At 47.5% G+C, this 19133-nt stretch carries 21 protein-coding genes; 16 read left to right on the top strand and 5 right to left on the bottom strand.

The annotated features are described in order from the left end of the window. Positions 1–629: NRAMP family divalent metal transporter (locus tag FH968_RS22575; RefSeq protein WP_139883569.1), on the bottom strand; the 629-nt coding region annotated here is incomplete at its 3' end. Positions 630–987: 358 nt separating this feature from the next. Here FH968_RS22575 and FH968_RS22570 point away from each other — a divergent pair. Further along, complete coding sequence (locus tag FH968_RS22570; RefSeq protein ID WP_139883573.1) at positions 988–1650, top strand: GntR family transcriptional regulator; 663 nt, start codon at positions 988–990, stop codon at positions 1648–1650. Between the two features lie 40 nt (positions 1651–1690). Continuing rightward, positions 1691–1825 carry a hypothetical protein gene (locus FH968_RS24085; protein WP_255431573.1) on the top strand — a complete coding sequence of 45 codons (135 nt, stop codon included), beginning with the start codon at positions 1691–1693 and terminating at the stop codon, positions 1823–1825. On the opposite strand, the gene FH968_RS22565 is transcribed toward FH968_RS24085, so the two are convergent. Continuing rightward, positions 1815–3023, bottom strand: a complete 1209-nt coding sequence (locus FH968_RS22565) for an MFS transporter (protein ID WP_139883567.1) — start codon at positions 3021–3023, stop codon at positions 1815–1817. The genes FH968_RS24085 and FH968_RS22565 overlap by 11 nt on opposite strands. A gap of 94 nt (positions 3024–3117) precedes the next feature. Here FH968_RS22565 and FH968_RS22560 point away from each other — a divergent pair, with 94 nt between their 5' ends. Then, positions 3118–4053: a LysR family transcriptional regulator gene (locus tag FH968_RS22560; RefSeq protein ID WP_139883564.1), complete on the top strand. Its 936-nt coding sequence runs from the start codon at positions 3118–3120 to the stop codon at positions 4051–4053. A 49-nt stretch (positions 4054–4102) separates the two neighbouring features. Here FH968_RS22560 and FH968_RS22555 read toward each other — a convergent pair whose 3' ends face one another. The 3 genes from FH968_RS22555 to FH968_RS22545 all read right to left on the bottom strand — a co-directional run bounded on the left by FH968_RS22555 (position 4103) and on the right by FH968_RS22545 (position 6187). Continuing rightward, complete coding sequence (locus FH968_RS22555) at positions 4103–4642, bottom strand: DUF2058 domain-containing protein (RefSeq protein WP_139883561.1); 540 nt, start codon at positions 4640–4642, stop codon at positions 4103–4105. 163 nt (positions 4643–4805) lie between these two features. After that, a complete protein-coding gene (locus tag FH968_RS22550; protein ID WP_139883559.1) occupies positions 4806–5444 on the bottom strand; it encodes a winged helix-turn-helix transcriptional regulator in 639 nt (212 codons plus the stop codon). Between the two features lie 77 nt (positions 5445–5521). Beyond that, complete coding sequence (locus FH968_RS22545; RefSeq protein ID WP_370451553.1) at positions 5522–6187, bottom strand: helix-turn-helix domain-containing protein; 666 nt, start codon at positions 6185–6187, stop codon at positions 5522–5524. A 412-nt stretch (positions 6188–6599) separates the two neighbouring features. On the opposite strand from FH968_RS22545, the gene FH968_RS22540 reads away from it, so the two are divergent. The 13 genes from FH968_RS22540 to FH968_RS22485 form a co-directional block, all read left to right on the top strand. Next, on the top strand, positions 6600–7127 hold the full coding sequence (locus tag FH968_RS22540; RefSeq protein WP_139883556.1) for a fimbrial protein: 528 nt from the start codon (positions 6600–6602) through the stop codon (positions 7125–7127). Between the two features lie 73 nt (positions 7128–7200). Beyond that, a complete protein-coding gene (locus tag FH968_RS22535; RefSeq protein WP_139883554.1) occupies positions 7201–7881 on the top strand; it encodes a molecular chaperone in 681 nt (226 codons plus the stop codon). A gap of 89 nt (positions 7882–7970) precedes the next feature. Next, on the top strand, positions 7971–10505 hold the full coding sequence (locus FH968_RS22530) for a fimbria/pilus outer membrane usher protein (RefSeq protein WP_139883551.1): 2535 nt from the start codon (positions 7971–7973) through the stop codon (positions 10503–10505). 8 nt (positions 10506–10513) lie between these two features. Further along, positions 10514–11455, top strand: a complete 942-nt coding sequence (locus FH968_RS22525) for a fimbrial protein (RefSeq protein ID WP_139883548.1) — start codon at positions 10514–10516, stop codon at positions 11453–11455. A gap of 73 nt (positions 11456–11528) precedes the next feature. Further along, positions 11529–12053, top strand: coding sequence for a fimbrial protein (locus FH968_RS22520; RefSeq protein ID WP_139883545.1), 525 nt, complete (start codon positions 11529–11531; stop codon positions 12051–12053). Positions 12054–12064: 11 nt separating this feature from the next. After that, positions 12065–12583, top strand: a complete 519-nt coding sequence (locus FH968_RS22515; RefSeq protein WP_139883543.1) for a fimbrial protein — start codon at positions 12065–12067, stop codon at positions 12581–12583. A gap of 31 nt (positions 12584–12614) precedes the next feature. Further along, a complete protein-coding gene (locus tag FH968_RS22510) occupies positions 12615–13109 on the top strand; it encodes a fimbrial protein (RefSeq protein WP_189389325.1) in 495 nt (164 codons plus the stop codon). 156 nt (positions 13110–13265) lie between these two features. Beyond that, on the top strand, positions 13266–13931 hold the full coding sequence (locus tag FH968_RS22505) for an EAL domain-containing protein (protein ID WP_255431572.1): 666 nt from the start codon (positions 13266–13268) through the stop codon (positions 13929–13931). Positions 13932–13949: 18 nt separating this feature from the next. Continuing rightward, the gene (locus tag FH968_RS22500; protein ID WP_139883536.1) at positions 13950–14597 is read left to right on the top strand and encodes a LuxR C-terminal-related transcriptional regulator; all 648 of its coding nucleotides are present in this window, start codon (positions 13950–13952) and stop codon (positions 14595–14597) included. A 45-nt stretch (positions 14598–14642) separates the two neighbouring features. Beyond that, positions 14643–16070, top strand: coding sequence for a capsule assembly Wzi family protein (locus FH968_RS22495; RefSeq protein ID WP_139883534.1), 1428 nt, complete (start codon positions 14643–14645; stop codon positions 16068–16070). A 135-nt stretch (positions 16071–16205) separates the two neighbouring features. Next, entirely contained in the window at positions 16206–16343 is a 138-nt protein-coding gene (locus FH968_RS23740; protein WP_189389322.1) for a hypothetical protein, read from the top strand. A gap of 36 nt (positions 16344–16379) precedes the next feature. Then, on the top strand, positions 16380–17129 hold the full coding sequence (locus tag FH968_RS22490) for a hypothetical protein (protein ID WP_139883532.1): 750 nt from the start codon (positions 16380–16382) through the stop codon (positions 17127–17129). Positions 17130–17530: 401 nt separating this feature from the next. Beyond that, the coding region (locus FH968_RS22485; protein ID WP_139883530.1) for a type VI secretion system Vgr family protein at positions 17531–19133 on the top strand (1603 nt) is incomplete at its 3' end.

The following is a 19133-nucleotide window of genomic DNA, read 5'->3' as shown; positions in this document are numbered from 1 at the left end:
GCCCCGGCATACGAGATGTAACCGCCCACGGTACCGCCCACAATGGTGGTTATCATGGCAAAGTTCATGCTGTCCGGGAACACGCTTTGGCGCAGCGCTTCACCTACCGGAGGGGAGGAGGCGAATGCCACATAGAGCGTCAGGCCAATCATCACTAACCCAAGGATAATGATCAGGCGGTCAATGGCTGTGCTCGCTCTGCGAGATGAAAAGATGTAGATAGCCAGCAGGGCGCTGAACAGCCCGCCCCATTTTGGCGAAATCCCAAACATGGCATTTAAGCCCAGACCCGCCCCGGCAATATTACCGACGTTAAATACCAGTCCGCCGAAAATTACCAGCACCGCCAGCAGATAACCGCTGCCCGGTAGCGCCTCGTTAGCCACATCTGACGCACGCATTCGCGTGACCGTGACGACGCGCCAAATATTTTGCTGCACCACAAAGTCGATGATTATCGAGGCCAGAATACCAAAGGCGAATGCAGCGCCCATGGTGGCGGTAAAGGTTGCCGTTTGGGTAATGAAACCGGGTCCAATAGCCGAGGTCGCCATCAGGAATACCGCCGCAAGCAGCGAAGATCGCCGCTTCTGGACAAAGGATTTGTTTTCGATATCTTGCGCTGCCATCTGACTCACTCCGTTATTAGAATTATGACCTTGTCTGTTAAGCAATAAGCGGACCATTGTTGAGGTAAAGATCGGTATTGTTAATCAATGATTAAATTATTGTTGAACAATAAGCTAGTGAATGTAGATAAAATAGACAAACGGAATCGAAATCCGAATGATAAAAAGCCGATGCCGATCACTTTTTAGCGGATCGTATTGTTGAATAAATGAAGAACTGCACTGGTAAGGTGCATAAGAATGCATAAATGCGCTATTTTAGTGCATTAAGTTGAAATAATCCCACTGTGTCAATGCCTTGCTGCTCTCAGGCTAATATGTGAAGATTGCCGCTCACAAGGCCACCGCGCAGAACACCATGAAGAAAGATGTATCCTCTCAGATGTTAAGCGAGAAAATCGCCGAAACTATCCGCCAGAAAATTACCGTAGGCGAATTAGCGTCAGGTACTCGCCTGTCGGAAACCGCCCTCAGCGAGCAACTGGATATATCGCGCAATACGTTACGTGAAGTGTTTCGCATGTTGACCCAGGAAGGATTGCTGCGCTACGAACCAAACCGTGGGGTTTATGTAGCAGTGCCAGACATGGCCGCTATTCTGGATATCTACCGTATTCGACGCCTGATTGAGTGTGATGCCTTGAACCATGCGTATCCCCTGCATCCGGCTGTCGCAAAGATGAGTGCTGCGGTTGAAGAAGCGCGGGAATATCGCCAAACAAGCGACTGGCGAAACGTGGGTACGGCGAACATGAAGTTCCATACTGCGATAGTTGAGCTTGCTGACAGTGAACGTCTGACTCGCCTGTATCGCAATATATCAGCAGAGCTGCGGCTGGTATTTGGTCATTTGAACGATCCGGAAATACTCTACGCACCCTATATCGAGAAGAACGCTCATATTCTGGCGCTACTAATTGATGACCAAAATGCGCAAGCTGCACGCACCATGACAGAGTATCTTGAGCTTTCCGAGCGTACTGTATTAGCTGCCTGGGCCAGACATAAACAATCTTCCTGACCGGTTGGGTAATGAACTGTTGCTGACGGGAGAGTAGGGAATGGCCGTTCTGCTCATGCCATCGCGCAACTTTGCTGAAGCCTGGAATGTATTCTGGAACGGCAACTATCACTCTACTGTAGAGTACTGGCTCCACAAAGAAGCCAGCCACTCTCGACAATATGTTATCTGTTGATTGGGGTCATTAACCGAATAAGCAGCCCCCCCAGTGCAGCAATTGTTGCCAGCCCAACCATACCCATCCAACCGAAAGATTCCAGGGCTTTACTGCCAAGTACCGCACCTGCCGCCATGCCGATAAACACCACAGTAAACATGATGGCGTTCAAACGGCTACGAGCGGCCGGATTGAGCGCATAGATGATTGTCTGATGCGCCACTAGCGAAGCTTGAATGCCAAGGTCAAAGCCTACCGCGCTGATGACGATAATTGCCAATTGCGCAGGAATGGGCAGCAACGGCATCACAAACATCAGGGCGAAGGAGGTGACGACCAACGCCGAGGCAATTTTAGTCACGAAATTGGGACCTCGACGGTCAGCGAGCGAACCAGCCAATGGTGCAGCAAGCGCCCCTGCAGCACCCGCCAGACCAAAGGCTCCAGCAACTGCGCTGCCAAGATGGAAGCGTTCTGCGAGCATAATCGCAAGCGTTGACCAGAACGCGCTAAATGCAATAGACAGCAGTCCTTGGGCAAGTGCGGCACGACGAAGTGCGGAATACTCCATCCACAGTTTGCCCAGTGAACGCAGCAGAGCGGGGTAACGCAATGTTGTTTCTGGCTTGAACGCGGGCAGTATGTACCAAAGTGCCATCGTAATGACCCATACGCCCACAGCCGCAATGGCATAAACGCTGCGCCAACCCCACAGTTGCGCCACAACACCACTAAAAACGCGTGAAAGCAGAATGCCCGCCAGAAGGCCGGTCATCACCATGCCAACGGTTTTACCTCGATTATTGTCGCCAGCAAGCGTTGCGGCGGCAGGAATAATGTCTTGTGCTACTGTCGCAACCAACCCAATGGCCAGGCTGCTGGCCAGCAGCACATGCCAGGAAGATGCGAATCCACACAGTAAAAGTGTCAATGAAAGCAGAATACCTTTGATGAGGATAATACGGCGGCGGTCAAAACGGTCGCCCAACGGGGCGAGTAATAGTATGCCAAGCGCATAACCGATCTGCGTCAGTGTTGGCACCAGACCGACATCACCCACACGGGCATGAAATGCGCTGCCGATAACGCCGAGCATCGGTTGGCTGTAATAAATCGAGGCCACGCTCAGTCCAGCTCCGAGAGCCAGAAGAAAAACAATTTTGCCAGACAGCGTGCTGCCGGTGGTGGAGGAAGTAACGGTGGAAAGCTGGCTCATAGCGCGCTCCAGTGGGTTAATGTGCGGCTATTTTTGTCGTTCTTGACTCAGGGTTGTAGCCCCAAACGGGGTAAAACTGTTATACATTAAACGTATGAATAAAAACCTTAGTCCTGCTGGCGACCGTATAGCCATTTTGCAAACCTTCGTGCGCATCGTTGAGAGCGGCAGTCTTTCAGCGGCAGCAGCACAGTTGGATACCACTCAGCCGACAATTAGCCGACGGCTGCAAAGCCTTGAACAAATGCTTGGTGTGAAGTTAATCCAGCGAACAACCCACACCATGAAGCTGACTGATGACGGCGAACGCTGCTATCAGCATGCGCGCAGGTTGATTGAAAACTGGCAGATTCTGGAAGATGAAGTCAGTGGCGCACGGGACGAGCCAGCCGGTGTGTTGCGTGTGCGTGCACCACATGCTTTTGGGCAGGATCAGCTTATCGGACCACTGGGTGATTACCTGCGGCGCTATCCGCACATCAATATTGAGTGGGTTCTCAATGACCGTTCACCGGATTTTATCCCCGAAGGTATTGATTGTGCGATTCACGTTGGGGCTATTACCGACCCTTCTGTCGTTGCCGTACTGCTGGCAGAAGTGCCACGCATTGTCGTTGCAGCGCCTTCTCTACTTGCAGATTACGGGCCGGTGAAAGAAGCAGAGGATTTGGTTCACCTGCCCTGGGTGGCGCTGAGCAGTTTTTATCGCAACGAAGTGACGTTAAACCGTGGCACCAACGGCGAGCCATTTCGTTTTGATATCACGCCAAGATTGAGCACGGATAGCCTGTATGCGGTGCGCAAGGCAGCTTTAAACGGATTGGGTGTAGGAATGGTTTCTTCATGGGTGGTGAAAGAGGATTTGGAAGAGGGGACATTGCAGCATGTTTTACCCAACTGGCAGGTTGCACCGTTGCCCATCTATCTGCTTTATCCTTACGCACGCTACTACCCAGCCCGCCTGCGCAAATTTATTGAGCTAATGAAAGAAGTTATGCCAAGCCTGACCGGGACCCGCCTGGCACGTTAAATAAGGGTTGGCAGGCACCCGCAAAGGGAGCCACGCCAGGCAATTTTTCTTACCACATTAAATCATCAGGCACGATAAAGTCGGCATACGGATCGTCTTCTTCTTGAGCCTCTTTGCTTAGCTCACTGTTTAATACAATGCTGCTCGCATCACGCTGCGCAATTTTATCGGCAACACTCGCCGGTATAATGGCGTATTCGTTATCTCGGCCATCATCAGCAACCAGACGAGCAATGGCCAGACGGCCGTTAATCAACTGCGCTTGAGTCGCTTTATCCACATATATTTTCTTAATTAAATTATTATCTGTGAAGTTATAACCAATATCACCTTTTGAAATAACAATTCTGTTCATTTCAATGAGCTGCTTAACCTGCGCTTTATATTCTTTAGATAAGGTGGCTTGCTTTTGTTGTTCGCTTAACTGTTTATCACGCTCAATTTGCGCCTTTTTATTCTCTTCCACCGCCTCTCTTGCCTCACGAGCCTGAACTCGCGATTTTTTAGCCGTTCTTTGCACTTTTTCTAGTTTTTTGCTGCTTACTAAGCCCGCTTTAAGCATCTGCTCTTGTAACGTTAATTTTGTCATGATCATTTCTGAAGCCAATGGAATAATGGGTAGGATTATACCCTTAACATACGAGGCTGTGCCAGATTGCGGGAGTGGGGCACGTTATAAGTAGATATGTCCGGGGAGTGTCTTCGTAAGCTTGCTGGCCACCAGGTAAATCTTACCTAAGTAATTCAATGAATTAGTATTTGTTTGGAAGTTTTTTCAGCTCTTTCAAAATTCCATGCTCTAGCACCACATATCCCCCAACTTTCAACGCTGAAAGAATTTTCATGATAGCGCTTCGCGAGAGTAACGTTCTGGTTTGGATATAGACTGCGGCGCTAACATTTTCGCGTATTTCAGGAGGCTCCTGTATTAGTGCGATAAGCTGGTGGCGCAGAATTTCATATGCCGTTGGCGCATTGGTTTGCTCACTAAAGAGAAGAAACTTGCTGACTGCGAACATTGTGTGTTTGGCAAAAATTTCCCACTTGTGATGTTGGTCGACTAACTGCAACGCTTTCTCTTGGGGAATGGTAGCAACTTCGCAGGGGCACAGCGTTTCAACGAAGATATCCTTGTTCATGGATAAACTATTGACGATGCCCATAATGAGCGGGGCTTTCAGGGAAACGAAGATGAGATTGCTGTCACCCTTCCAGATATTACAATACCCGGTCCGCACTATATGGCATATCTTGATGTCGTTCTCGACCACATAAAGCCGCTGCCCCTCAGAAACCTGCCGATAGTCACTATCAGTAGCAAGTATTTGCATGAGTTCGATTGTATAAGGTGATGGGGTACTTAATTGGAATGTTGTGGTTTCATTACTCATGGGATAAACCGGGGAAAGAGATTATCCCATAACTATAGAATATGAACGGATTTAAAGGTTACTCTTTGATTATAAATTTAATATTTGAGCGGAATGGGCCTTTCAATGGAGAGCAGTATTCCGCGTTCTGTCACAATGTAACCCCCCAGTTTTAACTGAGCGAGAATCTTCATGATGCTGCTGCGCGAAAGAAACGTGCGGCTTTGTATGTAGTTAGCTGCAGTGGTTTTCATTCTCATCTCTGTCTGTTCCTCCATTAACTCATAAAGCTGAAAACGTATGACGTCATACGATCGCTGAGCCAGCATCTTTGCACTGTGCTCATAAATTCTGCCTGCGGTATACATAAGCAAGTGGGCGAGATTTTTCCAGAGATCTTCATGGGCAATAATCCTATTAGCCTCTATTAAAGGAATCATACTGATCTCAGAATCTTCCTGAGTGCGAATGGAAAGATAATCACTTGTCGAGTATTGATTGCTTAAACCAAAGACATAGGGTGCAGATTCGGAATTTACCACTAAGCCATCACTGATTCTATATAGCGAAACGCTACCTTTGCGTAATAAAAAGCATTGGCGAACTCCATTCTGAGAATAGTTAATAACCTGTCTTGGTGATGTTAATATTGTGTTAGAAATAGGGTTGAGATGGTGAATGATTAATTCAATATCAGCAATGGGTTTAGGTTTCACTGCATCGCATTTTATTGTATTTGCTGGTTTATTTTGTGTTTCCATCATCTTTTCTTCAGGTCTCATATAACACGATGTTTTTCACTGCACGGGCGAATAATTCGGGTAAGTATGTCGTAGAAATTCTTAATTATGGAACCTCGGCTGCGGTGTAAAATTACACCGGGAATTATCTTGAAGCCTTAACTGTTCTATATCACAATTTACTTAACGCAATGACTGAGCGGAGTTTAGAAAAATTGATTTGGCAGGGGGTGAGGTGTTTTTCCTTAAAGGAAATAAAACTATTCTGCCATGCTGTTTATTTAAATGATGATAGCCTCGTTATTTGTCTTGTAATGTTTACATCGAAGTGATGGAAGCCGCCTTGAATTAGAATTCAGAAATCACATTCCATTTCTGAGAGGAGTTGTATTTTCGAAATTCGCGGCGACGCAAATTTAATATCAAGGAAAATATTATGAAAAAGAATCTGATTGCTGCTGCTGTTGCCGCTGTTACTGTTCTGTCTGCTGCTTCTGCATTTGCTGCTGATGGTACTGTTAATTTCACCGGTGAAATTATTGATACTGCATGCACTATTGATATTGGTGCCAACAACACCATGACCGTAGATTTAGGTCACGTTGCACGTACCTCTTTTACCGGTGTAGGTTCTACTGCTACTGCAACGAAGTTTGTTCTGAAAGCAAAAGACTGCCCGGCAACGGTTAGCTCAGCGACCGTGAAGTTTGATGGTGTGGGTTACGTTGGTGATGATTCAGTTCTGAGCCTGACTCCGGAAGCAGGTGTGGCTACCGGTGTTGCAGTACAGCTGTCTGATGCATCAATGGCTCAGGTTCCATTATTTACGGCTTCAACAGCGTATCCTCTGCAAACCAGTATAGAAAATGACCTCACGTTTTACGCACGCTATATCCAGATGGCTAGCGTCGTAACTGCAGGCCCGGCTAACTCTGTTGCAACCTTTACTCTGAACTACCAGTAATATTTATCCCTTCTCAGGGATATAACCTATCGGGCCGGTACCCCGGCCCGATTATTCAATGCTTGAGGTTTTTATGAAATTATTTAACACCACTGCGTTAGCATGTGTAATAGCAGTAATGGGTGTTTCCGCAGCTAATGCTGGCGTCGTGATTGGCGGTACCCGAGTTATTTATGAAGGGAGTAAAAAGGAAGCTTCACTGAGCGTTAATAATCCAGATACCGTACCTTATCTGATTCAATCATGGATTGAAAATCAGAACGGTGGCGCTGAGAAAGCTTCTTTTGTCATTACACCTCCGCTTTTTCGCCTTGACCAAGGTGAGAAAAATATAATGCGTATAGTTAAAACGGGTGCGCAGGCCGAAGATAAAGAATCAATGTACTGGTTGAATATTAAATCAATACCATCGGCACCTAAAAAAGAAATCAATACACTACAAGTTGCGGTGAAAACGCGTATCAAATTGATTTACCGCCCTGAAGGACTTAAAGGTAAGAGCTCAGAGGACTTTGCACAACAGCTTACCTGGCAAAAAGTAGGTAATCAGATTCAGGTCACTAACTCAAGCAATTATTATATGAATTTTAATGAGATAACTGTGGCCGGGAAAAAACTTCCCGCTGTGACTTATGTTGCACCAGGGCAAAGCAGTAAATTTGATTTACCAGCAGGTGTGTCGGGTGGGGCGGTGACGTTTAAATTAATCAGTGATTTTGGTGGAGTAAATCCCGCGCATCAGGCTTCTATTTAGTATTTAAAATTCAAATAAAGCTCAATGAGCAAGCATGATAACTGTATTTGTCTTTGGGATCGGTTAATTATTATGGTGGTATAGTTGTCATGCGTAATACCTGTCGTCATTTTTCACTTACACCTGTTGCCTGGATTATCTCCATATTACTTGCGGGCGTTTCATATAATGTAGAGGCTCGCGAGTATTTTAACCCAGAATTACTTGAAGCGGATAACCCAGGTTCCGGTAAAGCCGATCTTACGGCATTTGAGGATGGGGCTCAGGCACCGGGTAAATACCATGTCGACATCATTATTAACGACCAACTTGTTGATACCCGCGATATTGATTTTTCCCTTACTAAAAACGACAAGGGTAATGACATTCTCACACCTTGTCTGAAGGTAGAGTTGTTAAAAACCTGGGGCGTGAAAACAGATCTGTTTCCTGAACTGAAAGCGAGCGGTGATTGCGCCAATCTTGCAGCTATTCCTCAGGCGAGCAGTGATTTTTTATTCAACTCCCAAAGATTAGTGTTGAGCATTCCACAGTCAGCATTGTCATCAACCGTTCGCGGTTATGTTGCGCCTGAATTCTGGGACCAGGGGATTAATGCTTTTCTGCTGAACTACAGCTTGAGCGGCGCAAATACCTCAGCCCGTGGTAGCGCTGGGAGTAACAGCAACAGCCAGTACGCAAACTTGCGTCCGGGACTTAACGTTGGGCAATGGCGTTTTCGTAATTACAGCACCTGGAACCGTGATACTACGGGGCAGGATAAATGGTCTTCTGTTTACACTTACGCGCAACGTAGCGTTATCAGACTGAAAAGTTTGCTCACGTTGGGCGATAGCTCTTCCCCGAGCGATGTCTTTGACAGCATACCGTTCCGTGGCGCTCAACTGGCCTCTGACGACGACATGTTACCGTCGAGTCTGCAAGGTTATGCCCCGGTAGTTCGTGGTATTGCCAGAACCAATGCTCAGGTCATTATTCGTCAAAACGGTTACATCATTTATCAAACTTATGTTGCGCCAGGTGCTTTCGAAATCAATGACATGTATGCGACCGGCGGCAGTGGCGACCTCAATGTCACCATTAAAGAAGCTGACGGCAGCGAACAGTATCTGGTTGTTCCCTTTGCTTCATTACCGGTGCTGCAACGTGAAGGTCGCCTGAAATATAGCCTGACGGCAGGACAGTATCGTTCGTACAACAGCAGCGTAGATAAAGCGGCATTGATGCAGGGCACTGCGATTTACGGTTTACCTCATGGGTTTACGCTGTATGGCGGCGTGCAGGGGAGCGGGAATTATCAGTCGCTGGCCTTTGGTACGGGTAAAAACATGGGGGATATCGGTGCCGTTTCGATCGATGTGACTCAGGCGAAATCGACCCTGAATGGCGGTGATAAATCTACCGGACAATCATGGCGTGTCCGTTACAGTAAAAATATTACTCAAACGGGAACCAACTTCTCCATTGCCGGTTATCGCTATTCCACCAACGGATTTTACGGTATGGCGGAAGTGCTGGACGGTTATGGCGACATTTCTGAACAGCAAGAAAGACGACGTAACCGTGCTGAATTATCGCTTAGCCAAAGCCTGGGTGAAAGCCTGGGATCAGTCACCCTGAGTGCTGTCCATGAGGATTACTGGAACATTGATAAAACCATGAAATCCTACAGCGCGACTTACGGTAACGGCTGGCATGGGATTAGCTGGAGTATGGGTTACAGCTATAACCTGAACTCGACGGCAAGTGGCTCGCAAGGGCAGGGTAAAATTTATAATCGTGACCAAATTGTCACGTTGAACGTCAATATTCCGCTGGATAAATTCTTAAGTAACAGCTGGGCGAGTTACAACCTGTCGACCAGCAAGCAAGGCGGTACCACTCATAACGTAGGCTTGAGCGGTGAGATGCTGGAAGGGAACGCCCTGAATTGGGCAGTTCAGCAAGGTTATGGTGATAAAGGCCAGGGGAATACCGGCAACATCAATGCGGATTATCACGGTTCGTATGCTCAAATGAGTGGCGGTTACGCCTACGATAAAAACAGCCAGCGTATGAACTATGGCCTTAGCGGTGGTGTACTGGCCCATGCAAACGGTGTCACTTTTGCGCAGCCATTTGGTGAATCTATTGCGCTGATTAAAGCGCCCGGCGCCAGTGGCGTTTCAGTACAGAATCAGGCGGGAGTAAAAACAGATTTCCGTGGCTATACCGTAGTCAGTAATTTAAGTCCGTATCGGAAAAACGACCTCACGCTGAATACTGAAAATATACCCGATAATGTGGATCTGGAATTAACGACTAAAACGGTGGTTCCTACTCGCGGTGCCGTAGTACGTGCAGATTATAAAGCGAACATTGGCCTGCGTGTATTAATGACGTTACACCGTGCAAACGGCCAATCTATTCCGTTTGGTGCGACGGCGAGCGTGGGAACAGATAGCCATGCAGGTGGATTTATTGTCGGGGACGACGGCCAGGTTTATTTAACCGGCCTGAGCGAATCTGGCACTGTTAATGTGCAATGGGGCAAAGATACAAATCAGCGATGCTCCGCACCATACCAAATTAAAGCTAATGATAATTCATCTGGGATTATTACTTCGAATAACCTGTGTGGATGAGATAAATAATGCGCACTATTGTTAGATTATTAATAACTGCACTTGTGTTTTTATTTGCCAGCCATGCAATAGCAGGTTGTAGCTATACTTATGATCAGTCTTACGTAACTAAAGTTATAGATTTTGGTACGGTTATTGTGCAGAGAGATACTCCGGCGGGCACGCCACTCGTCACGGTTAATTCAGGACTAATCCATCCAGATTACGGAACTTTCTATATTTGCAGTGAAGCATGGTTGTATCAAGCGAAATTGGGGCAGTTCACCACGCCAACCTCACTGCAGGGCGTTTATGAAACCAACGTACAAGGTGTTGGGATTAAAGTGTCGACATCGACTGGGAAGTTACCTCCCTATGATGTTCCTGTCAACGGAGGTACTGCAGTGATCCTGCGTGAATATACCATGACACTGGTAAAAACCAGTGTGGGTGCAGTCGGAGCAGATTATATTACTCCCGGTGCACAGATGTATATACAGGCTAATAGCGTAAATATTTTACAGGTCAATATCGGAACAGCAAAAATAATCCCTGTTGCTTGCTCAATTACCACACCTAGTCTGGTTTTTACGCTGGGTGATATTCCGCTTTCACAGTTTGGTCATAATGTGGGTGATACAACACCACAAACAAACACGCAAAATATGGGTTTGAATTGCGACCCTGGTACGAATATTAACGTGGCCTTGATGGGAGAACCGGATAGAGACGTGCCAACTGGCGATGTTCTGGCACTATCAGGTAAAGGCAGTGCCGGGGTGGCTTCGGGAATAGGTGTGCAGATTGTTTATAATAATACACCTTTGACGGTGAACGCTATGCTGCCATTAAAAACATCAGCGGGTGGGCTGGAAACTTTCCCATTTACCGCACGCTATTATCAGACACAGGCGGATGTTTTACCGGGTGATGCGAAAGCGTCCGCAACACTGCAAATCACCTATCAATAAATTTGAAATGTGTATTAATTACTGGTGGCAAATAAATACCTCTGTTCCCAACTTATAACAAAAGGTTTATCCAATGAATAAAAGCCTTAAAATATTAATTACTATGACGCTGGCATTATTATTAACGGGCAATGCCTTTGCCGATTCCGTCAGCATTACTGTTAATGGTCGAATCTTACCCTCACCTTGTACCACTATTAATGATGGTAACCCTGGTGTGTTGGTTCCTTTTGGCGATCTTCAAATCAATTCTTTCTCGATCCCAGGCGGCAATGGTTCAGACTGGATAAACTTTACTATTCCGGTGAGTGGATGCCCGGCAGGAACGAATAATGTGGTAGTGACTTTCTCAGGAACCATGGACCCGACTGATTCTATGCGTTGGAAAAATACCGCAGGGGGCACCGCTGCCACAAACATCTCCATTGATTTGCTTAATCCACCTTCAACACGGATTACAAACGGGACATCTATAACGGTTCCGATCACTGCTGGTACTGCAATTATTCCTTTGCGTACACACCTGTTTAGTGCTCTGGGCTCGCCGATGCCGGGTGCGGTTGCTACGGTGATTGTTGCAACATTTACCTACCAATAATGGCCTATACTATGAAAAGCAAACTGATAATAATCATCACCATGATGCTGACGTTATTATTGGCAGGTAATGCATCTGCCGGAGACGTCAACATTACTATCTCGGGCCAAGTCGTACCAGGGCCATGTACTACCGTTAATAATGGTAACTCAGAAGTTTTGGTTTCCTTTGGCGCTATGAATGTTTATGCGATTGCTAACGGAAATGGCGTCTGGAAAGACTTTTCCTTAACTGTTAGTGATTGCCCGGAAGGAATTGGTAATGTCTCGGTCAAATTCTCAGGGACTATGGATCCTAACGATTCTGAACGTTGGAAAAATACCGCTGCGACTCATCCTGCAAGTAACGTCTCCATTGATCTGGTTTATTCACCTGATTCAACACAAATTACAGATCAGACATTCCTGAGCGTTCCTGTAAATAGTGGAGTGGCGGTCATCCCTTTGCGTGTTCGTCTATATAACGCGATGGGAGGAATAATGCCTGGTAATATTAGTGCGGTTATTGTCGCATCGTTTACCTATCAGTAATGGTTTAACAAAGAATGAAAAGGAGCCAGGGTTGCGTAATATTATTCTGTTATCACTGTTACTCGGCAGCTATCCATTATATGCGCTGGATGTTGCGATTACGGGGCAAGTGATTACCAACCCTTGTGAAGTTGATACCAGTACGGTGACGAAACTTGTCGATTTTGGCCAGATGCACACTGCTAATTTTCAGGCGGCAGGCTACGGTGATGACTGGCATAAATTTGATCTGCTGGTAAAAAACTGCCCGAGCGAGCTAACGTCAGCCACTGTCCTTTTTACCGGACAAATCGACCCAGAAAATAGTGGCCTCTATAAAAATATGGGTACGGCTACACATGTGAGTGTTCAACTTGCTAGCCGTGACCATAATATAACGTATAGCACCGGAACTTCGATGGTTGCAATAATAGACAGCAATCGACAGGGAGCATTTCCACTTTCGGCAAGAACTTTTACGACGACGGGAAATGTGATCGGCGGGACGGTTAATACAGTAGTCCAACTTGAGTTTACTTACCAATAGAAATGAACAGGATAATGGGGTGTTTCTTGGGATGTATTAGAAATTATACTCCTGCTGTTCTGATGGTTGCTATGTTATCAATTTATGCAACATCAATTACTCACTTGAAGCAAGTGTCTGAAAGGTTATGCCTTCAAGTTATTTATGGTCTGAGTTGTGCTTATTAATAAAGAGAAAAAAATGCGTTTTCAGCCTATATACTCTGTAAGGCAAGATGACATTATTGGTTATGAAGTATTATCAAAACTATCTGCCTCGGAAGATTGTGAGCATTATTTTTCATCATTGAGTATTGGTGAGCACCTCAAGGTCATTATCGGGCAATTAAAGTATCTTTGGCAAGCATTGGTCGGATGTCACCATTTTATTAATGTCCCTGTGGCGATTTTGGTTAATCGGTCAGCAATTGATACGATATTAGAATATTCCAGTATTAATATAACTATCGAGCTGCAAGATCCTGAGTCGGTGGCGAAACTTGATGGAAACGAAAAAAATAACTTGATTGAAAACATGATGCGCTTGCGTATGGCTGGGTTTGCCATTTGGCTTGACGACCTCACGCCGAATATTATGCCCGCTATTGTGGGGTTAGGATTTGAGTTCAATGGGATAAAAGTTGATAAAAATATTTTTTGGCAGCAAATAGAACACCCGGAATTATTATGTTCTTTTATTCACTGTTGCCATTTTCTGAGTGACCATGTGTTAGTTGAAGGTATTGAAACATTTAACCAACGGCAGTTAGCGATCAAATGTGGTGCTGATTATTTGCAAGGTTATTATTGGCCAGAACAACAACGGTCCTTTTCTTATCATTAAGAAAACCTGGAGTGAAACATGCTAAATATTATCATTGAAGAGAAGGATAATTTTTATCGTCAAGGGCTGAAAACATTCATCACTGAAATGTTTAGCACCGATCATGGAGACGCTCTTTTTTTTACCGGCGTATTGTGCAGCCATTCAGTAAAAACTGCTGATATCATTATTAAAAGTTTTTTGCCCGGTGAAAGTAGGGTTTGTCACCAGATATTCCAGAGCCGTAAACATAGCAGCTTAGTGATTGGTATTTATGACGGGAATAAAAAACCTCATTCTGTAGACCTTCCGCTTTGCTTTGATAATATTGTGTTTATCAGCCGTGCTGACTCTTTAATTAAAGTTAAAAAATTTATTCAGCGTGGTTGGGAAGACTGCTGTCAAGAAAATACCAAAAAAATCTATCGTAGCTGCCTGGCCTGCAAGCACCGAACGCTTTCGCCAAGGGAAATAAATATTGCGGAACATTTCTATTCTGGGATGGGAACGGAAGAGATTGCCCGTAATCTTCAAATTAATCCAAAAACTGTTGGTGCGCATAAGAGAACGATTATGCTGAAGTTTAATCTTAACTCTGACAGTGAGTTGCTGGGATTACTTCATCACCTTAAGTTGAAACCTTCTATATCCAATTGCTTTTACAATTACACAGATAGCCACATTTAGCGGTGCCCGGAAATTAGGGCTGGCGTGTTCTGTCAGGGAAGAAATATGAAAATTGTCGCAATCTGTGTCTTTCTAATGCTTTCAAGCCAGGCGGGGGCTGCAGGTCTTGTAATTAACGATGCAAAGCTGCGCAGCGATTTAACCTGGTTGTCAGATCGAGCGGTTATTCATTTGAGCCTCAGTACCTGGCCTATGAGTCAGGAAGAAATTGAACGGGCGTTAAAAAATGCCACAGGCAAAAGTAATAGCGATAACCAGCAGGTCATTGCACGAGTGCAACAGCGTCTGGTTCAGCTTAAAGCACCTGTGCGTCTGAGCGGATGGACCACATCAGCAGAATCGAAATTGCCAGCAACTTTCGGTGCTTCCAAAAGCGCTGCCCACAGTTTTGGGGTGGCTGCGACCAGCAGCGGAGATTTCTGGGATATCAATCTGCAGGGGCAGGTTGAAGGCAATCAGTACATTAAAGACACTTCCCAAACGAACTTCAATAACGCTTACGCAGGTGTACAACTGTTTAACCAGTGGCTGGCATTTGGCGAGATCCCGCAGTGGTGGGGGCCGGGCAACGATGGTAGTACGATTCGTTCGGATGCGGCACGACCGGTAGTCGGTTTTATTTTGCAACGTGCTGAACAATCACCTTTTGAATCGGCGTGGCTGTCCTGGTTGGGTAACTGGCAATATCAACTTTCAGCAGGTCAGTTGCGTCAGTATCAGCGCCCGGAAGAGCCAAAGGTTATTGGTGGACGTGTCACTATTATGCCGTTTAGCGCGCTCGAGTTGGGTGCTTCACGCATGCTGCTTTGGGGGGGGAAAGGGCGGCCAAACAATCTGGCTTCCTTTGATGATGCGTTATTGGGCCATGACAATACCGGTAGCCAGAACCGTGACCCAGGCGATCAGTTGGGTGGTGTTGATTTTCGTCTCAAGTTGGCCCCGTTGATCGGGTTGCCGCTCAGTCTCTACGGTCAGGTGACTGGCGAGGATCAGGCGGGTGTGTTGCCATCGCATAATACCTTTATCGGCGGGTTGGAAGGGCATCACGCACTGGGTGAGCAGCAGCTTAACTGGTATCTGGAAGCAGCAGACACTCGTTCCGGGTTGAAAGATACGGGCATCACTTATAGCCACTACTGCTATCACGACGGCTATTACCAGCAGGGATATCCGCTGGGTGAGGCTATGGGCGGCGACGGAACGAAATATTCCACTAAAATGGAGTGGGTGCTGCAAAATCAGCAGCGTCTGAGCACGCGCCTTGTTTGGGTTCGTGTGAATCGCAAGTCTCAGAATTTTAACCAGGCCTATCCTCAATCTGACACGATAAAAGGGATTCAATTGGGTTGGGAATTACCGGTGTTGACTCAGACGACATTGGGGACTCAGGTTTGGTACAACGCCAGCGACAACACTGCACTAAATGAAACGGGAGTTTCCCTCTCATTCCTGATGCCAATCTGGTTTAACTAGCGGCGCAAACCGTTCGTCCTGAAATCCACGGCGCCCCGCTGGGGCGCATAGAGAGTCGTAATCCGCATTACCTGTACGCTCATTTCGATGAACACAGTCGTTACAGGGTACGGATAGGCTTTAATCTGGACAATTGTGAACCCGGTTTCGTTTATTGCTATTCCCTGCGGCAATGCCGCCAACGACAGAAAACTCACGAACGCGAAGGGGGTTACCTTGCAGGCGCTGCTGTTAGCACCGGCAGACCGGGATGCGATTTCGCAACAACAGTAGGGATTACTGGAACAAAACCAGTGCCAGTATCCTCAGGTGAAGATAATCGCGACCTCACAATCGGATGCGGAGGAGGGCTGGGGTGTCTGGTATTTGCCGAAGGATATCTCGGAACAGCGGGCATCATTGCTGAAGTTGTGGCTCGGGGATGAGGCGGGCAATGTGCTAGAGAAACGTCTAAGGTTTGACCAAAATGTTGTGATTGTTTCTGGCTACGACCTCCGGCTGGTCACCGACCTTGTACGCAATAATCCATCAGCTACGCCAATACCCGAAGGCCGGATTGGGCTCTATCGTGCGGTACTCTGTAAGGCTACACGCGGGGATGGTGAACCGCTAGATTTGTTGCCGCTACGGCAGCTTGCAGTACAGATGATTGCAGAGGGGCGACGGGCATTTTCGCTTGACGAAGGGCTGGTGCTCGGTGAAGGCAGTGCCGAAATCCTGTCGCGCGACAATGTACGGGTGATTCGCAAGGTTGGTAGATCCTGGGAGTTTCGTCACGATCAGATGCGAGCTTTTCTTGCCGCATGTTCACTGGCTGACGACACGCCAACATTGAAGCAACTGATCGTTCGCATCGAAGAAAACAGGATGTTCCGGTTGCGGCGAGACGATCAGGAAGTTCTGTGGGGCTTCCTGGCAGATGTACTCAACGATAAGGATGTGCAGACTCTTTGGGTCTATGCACAGCGCGATCCAGGCGAAAGGGGATTACTACAAGGGGCGCTTCAACGAACAGCTGATCAACGGAAGATACAGCTATTGCGACCGATAGCTGGCTAATGGTTCCTGCAGGAATCGAAAAAACGTTTAATCATATAATAAATATGCGGTTATTTTTAGTGAGTACATCTGGTACCAGCAAAAGTACCATCAGGGGTCGTCAACGTGTGGATGTTGGAAAGATCATGGATAGAACCTGGAATTCATTGCCATAACAACGAAATCACCGAAGGGTATATGACGCAGAGTGTTCCAACGCTGTGACAATAAGGTCTGATTCCATGGGATTGCCCTGATGGATACCGAATTGGTTCGTGCGTTTGAACCGACGCTGCATATTCGCGAGTAATAAAACATGAATCCTCTGATTCTTCAGGGGATTTGTTGCGCCTGGCTGACAGGGGGCAGATAGTGAAAAGTTAACAACACTTTAATCCGCTGATAAAGGTCAGGATTGCACTATGCTGAAGGATTTGGCCCTTTCCCGATACACACTCGATATCAACCACAGCCCGGTAACACCCGATGTGCTGCGTTTTCGTGGCACTGAAACGCTGAGCAAGCCCTTTAGCTGGCGGATTGAGTTCACCACACCGCAGGCGAATATTCAGCCTGAACAGGTCCTGATGAAGTACGCCAGTTTCATCATGCGGGACAACAAGGTAGTGCACGGTATTATTACCCGCCTGGAGTGGCTTTCGACCAGTGCCGACGAGTCACACTACGCTGCTACCCTCGAGTCCCGTCTGGCTCTGCTGTCCCGTTCCCGCCGTTGCACCCTTTACCAGAACCTTTCCGTGCCCGACGTGGTGGAACAGGTGCTGCGTTCGCACGGGCTGGAAGGGCCTGACTTTGAGTTTCGCCTGTCGCGTCAGTACCCGGTTCGTGAGCTGATTACCCAGTGGCGGGAAACCGACCTGGAATTCATTCAGCGGATTCTGTGCGAAGTGGGTATCTGGTTCCGCCAGGAGATGAACGACGTCACTGAACTGGATGTGACGCTGTTCTGCGACAGCCAGCTTCACTACGTCTTTAACGGTGCATTGCCGTACCACGAGCCATCCGGTTTATACGACGGGGCTGAGCTGTGCTGCTGGGGTGTCCGCACCTGGCACCACGCAGTGACGGGCATGGTCAGCACCCGCGACTATAATCCCCGCACCGCTTCTGAGCCCATGGACACGGCGGTTTCGGTCCGCTCGCCTGCGGTCACCACGGGTGAACATTACCGCTATGCTGAGCCGTACCGCGAGCCCGGAGATGACACCTCTGAGCCAGAAACCGAAAGCGGAGCCTTCTACGCCCGACTCCACCATGAGCGTGAACTGAATAAATCGGCCTGTGTGCATTTGTTCAGTAATGCGTACTGGCTCAGTCCGGGGATGGTGATTGACCCCGAAGGTGTAAATTTACAGGACCTGAAAGAGGGCGTGATTATCACCTTCACCTCTTATGCAGGCTCCCGAGATTCGCGTCTGCATGTCTCAGTGTGGGGCATGCCGTACCGTGAGGCATATTGCTTCCGTCCGGCAGAAACCGTTCGCCCTGAAATTCACGGCACGCTGCCGGGACGCATAGAGAGTCGTAACCCGCATGACCTGTACGCTCACCTCGATGAGCACGGCCGTTATCGGGTGCGGATAGACTTTAATCTGGACGACTGTGAACCGGGCTTCGCTTATCCGTGGCTGCGTCAGGCCAAACCTTCTGCCGGGGAAACGTACGGCTGGCACACGCCGCTGATTGATGGCACGGAAGTGGCGATCACCTACAGTAACGGCGACATCGACCTGCCGTATATTGCGTATGCGTTCCACGACTCCGAGCACCGCGACCCCGTTAACCGTGACAACCGCAGCCAGAACATTCTCCGCACTGCCGCCCGTAACGAACTCCGCATGGAAGACAAGCGGGGTGAAGAGCATATTCATTTGTCCACCGAATACGGCAAAACCCAGCTCAATCAGGGCCACCATATCGATGAGCAGGATAAACCCCGAGGGGCTGGCTTTGAGCTCAGGACCGATGAGCGTGGTGTGATCCGTGTGGCGAAGGGATTGTTTA

This window comes from Buttiauxella sp. B2 (assembly GCF_006376615.1).
Taxonomy (GTDB): Bacteria; Pseudomonadota; Gammaproteobacteria; order Enterobacterales; family Enterobacteriaceae; genus Buttiauxella.
This window is presented reverse-complemented; position numbering and strand designations above follow the sequence as displayed.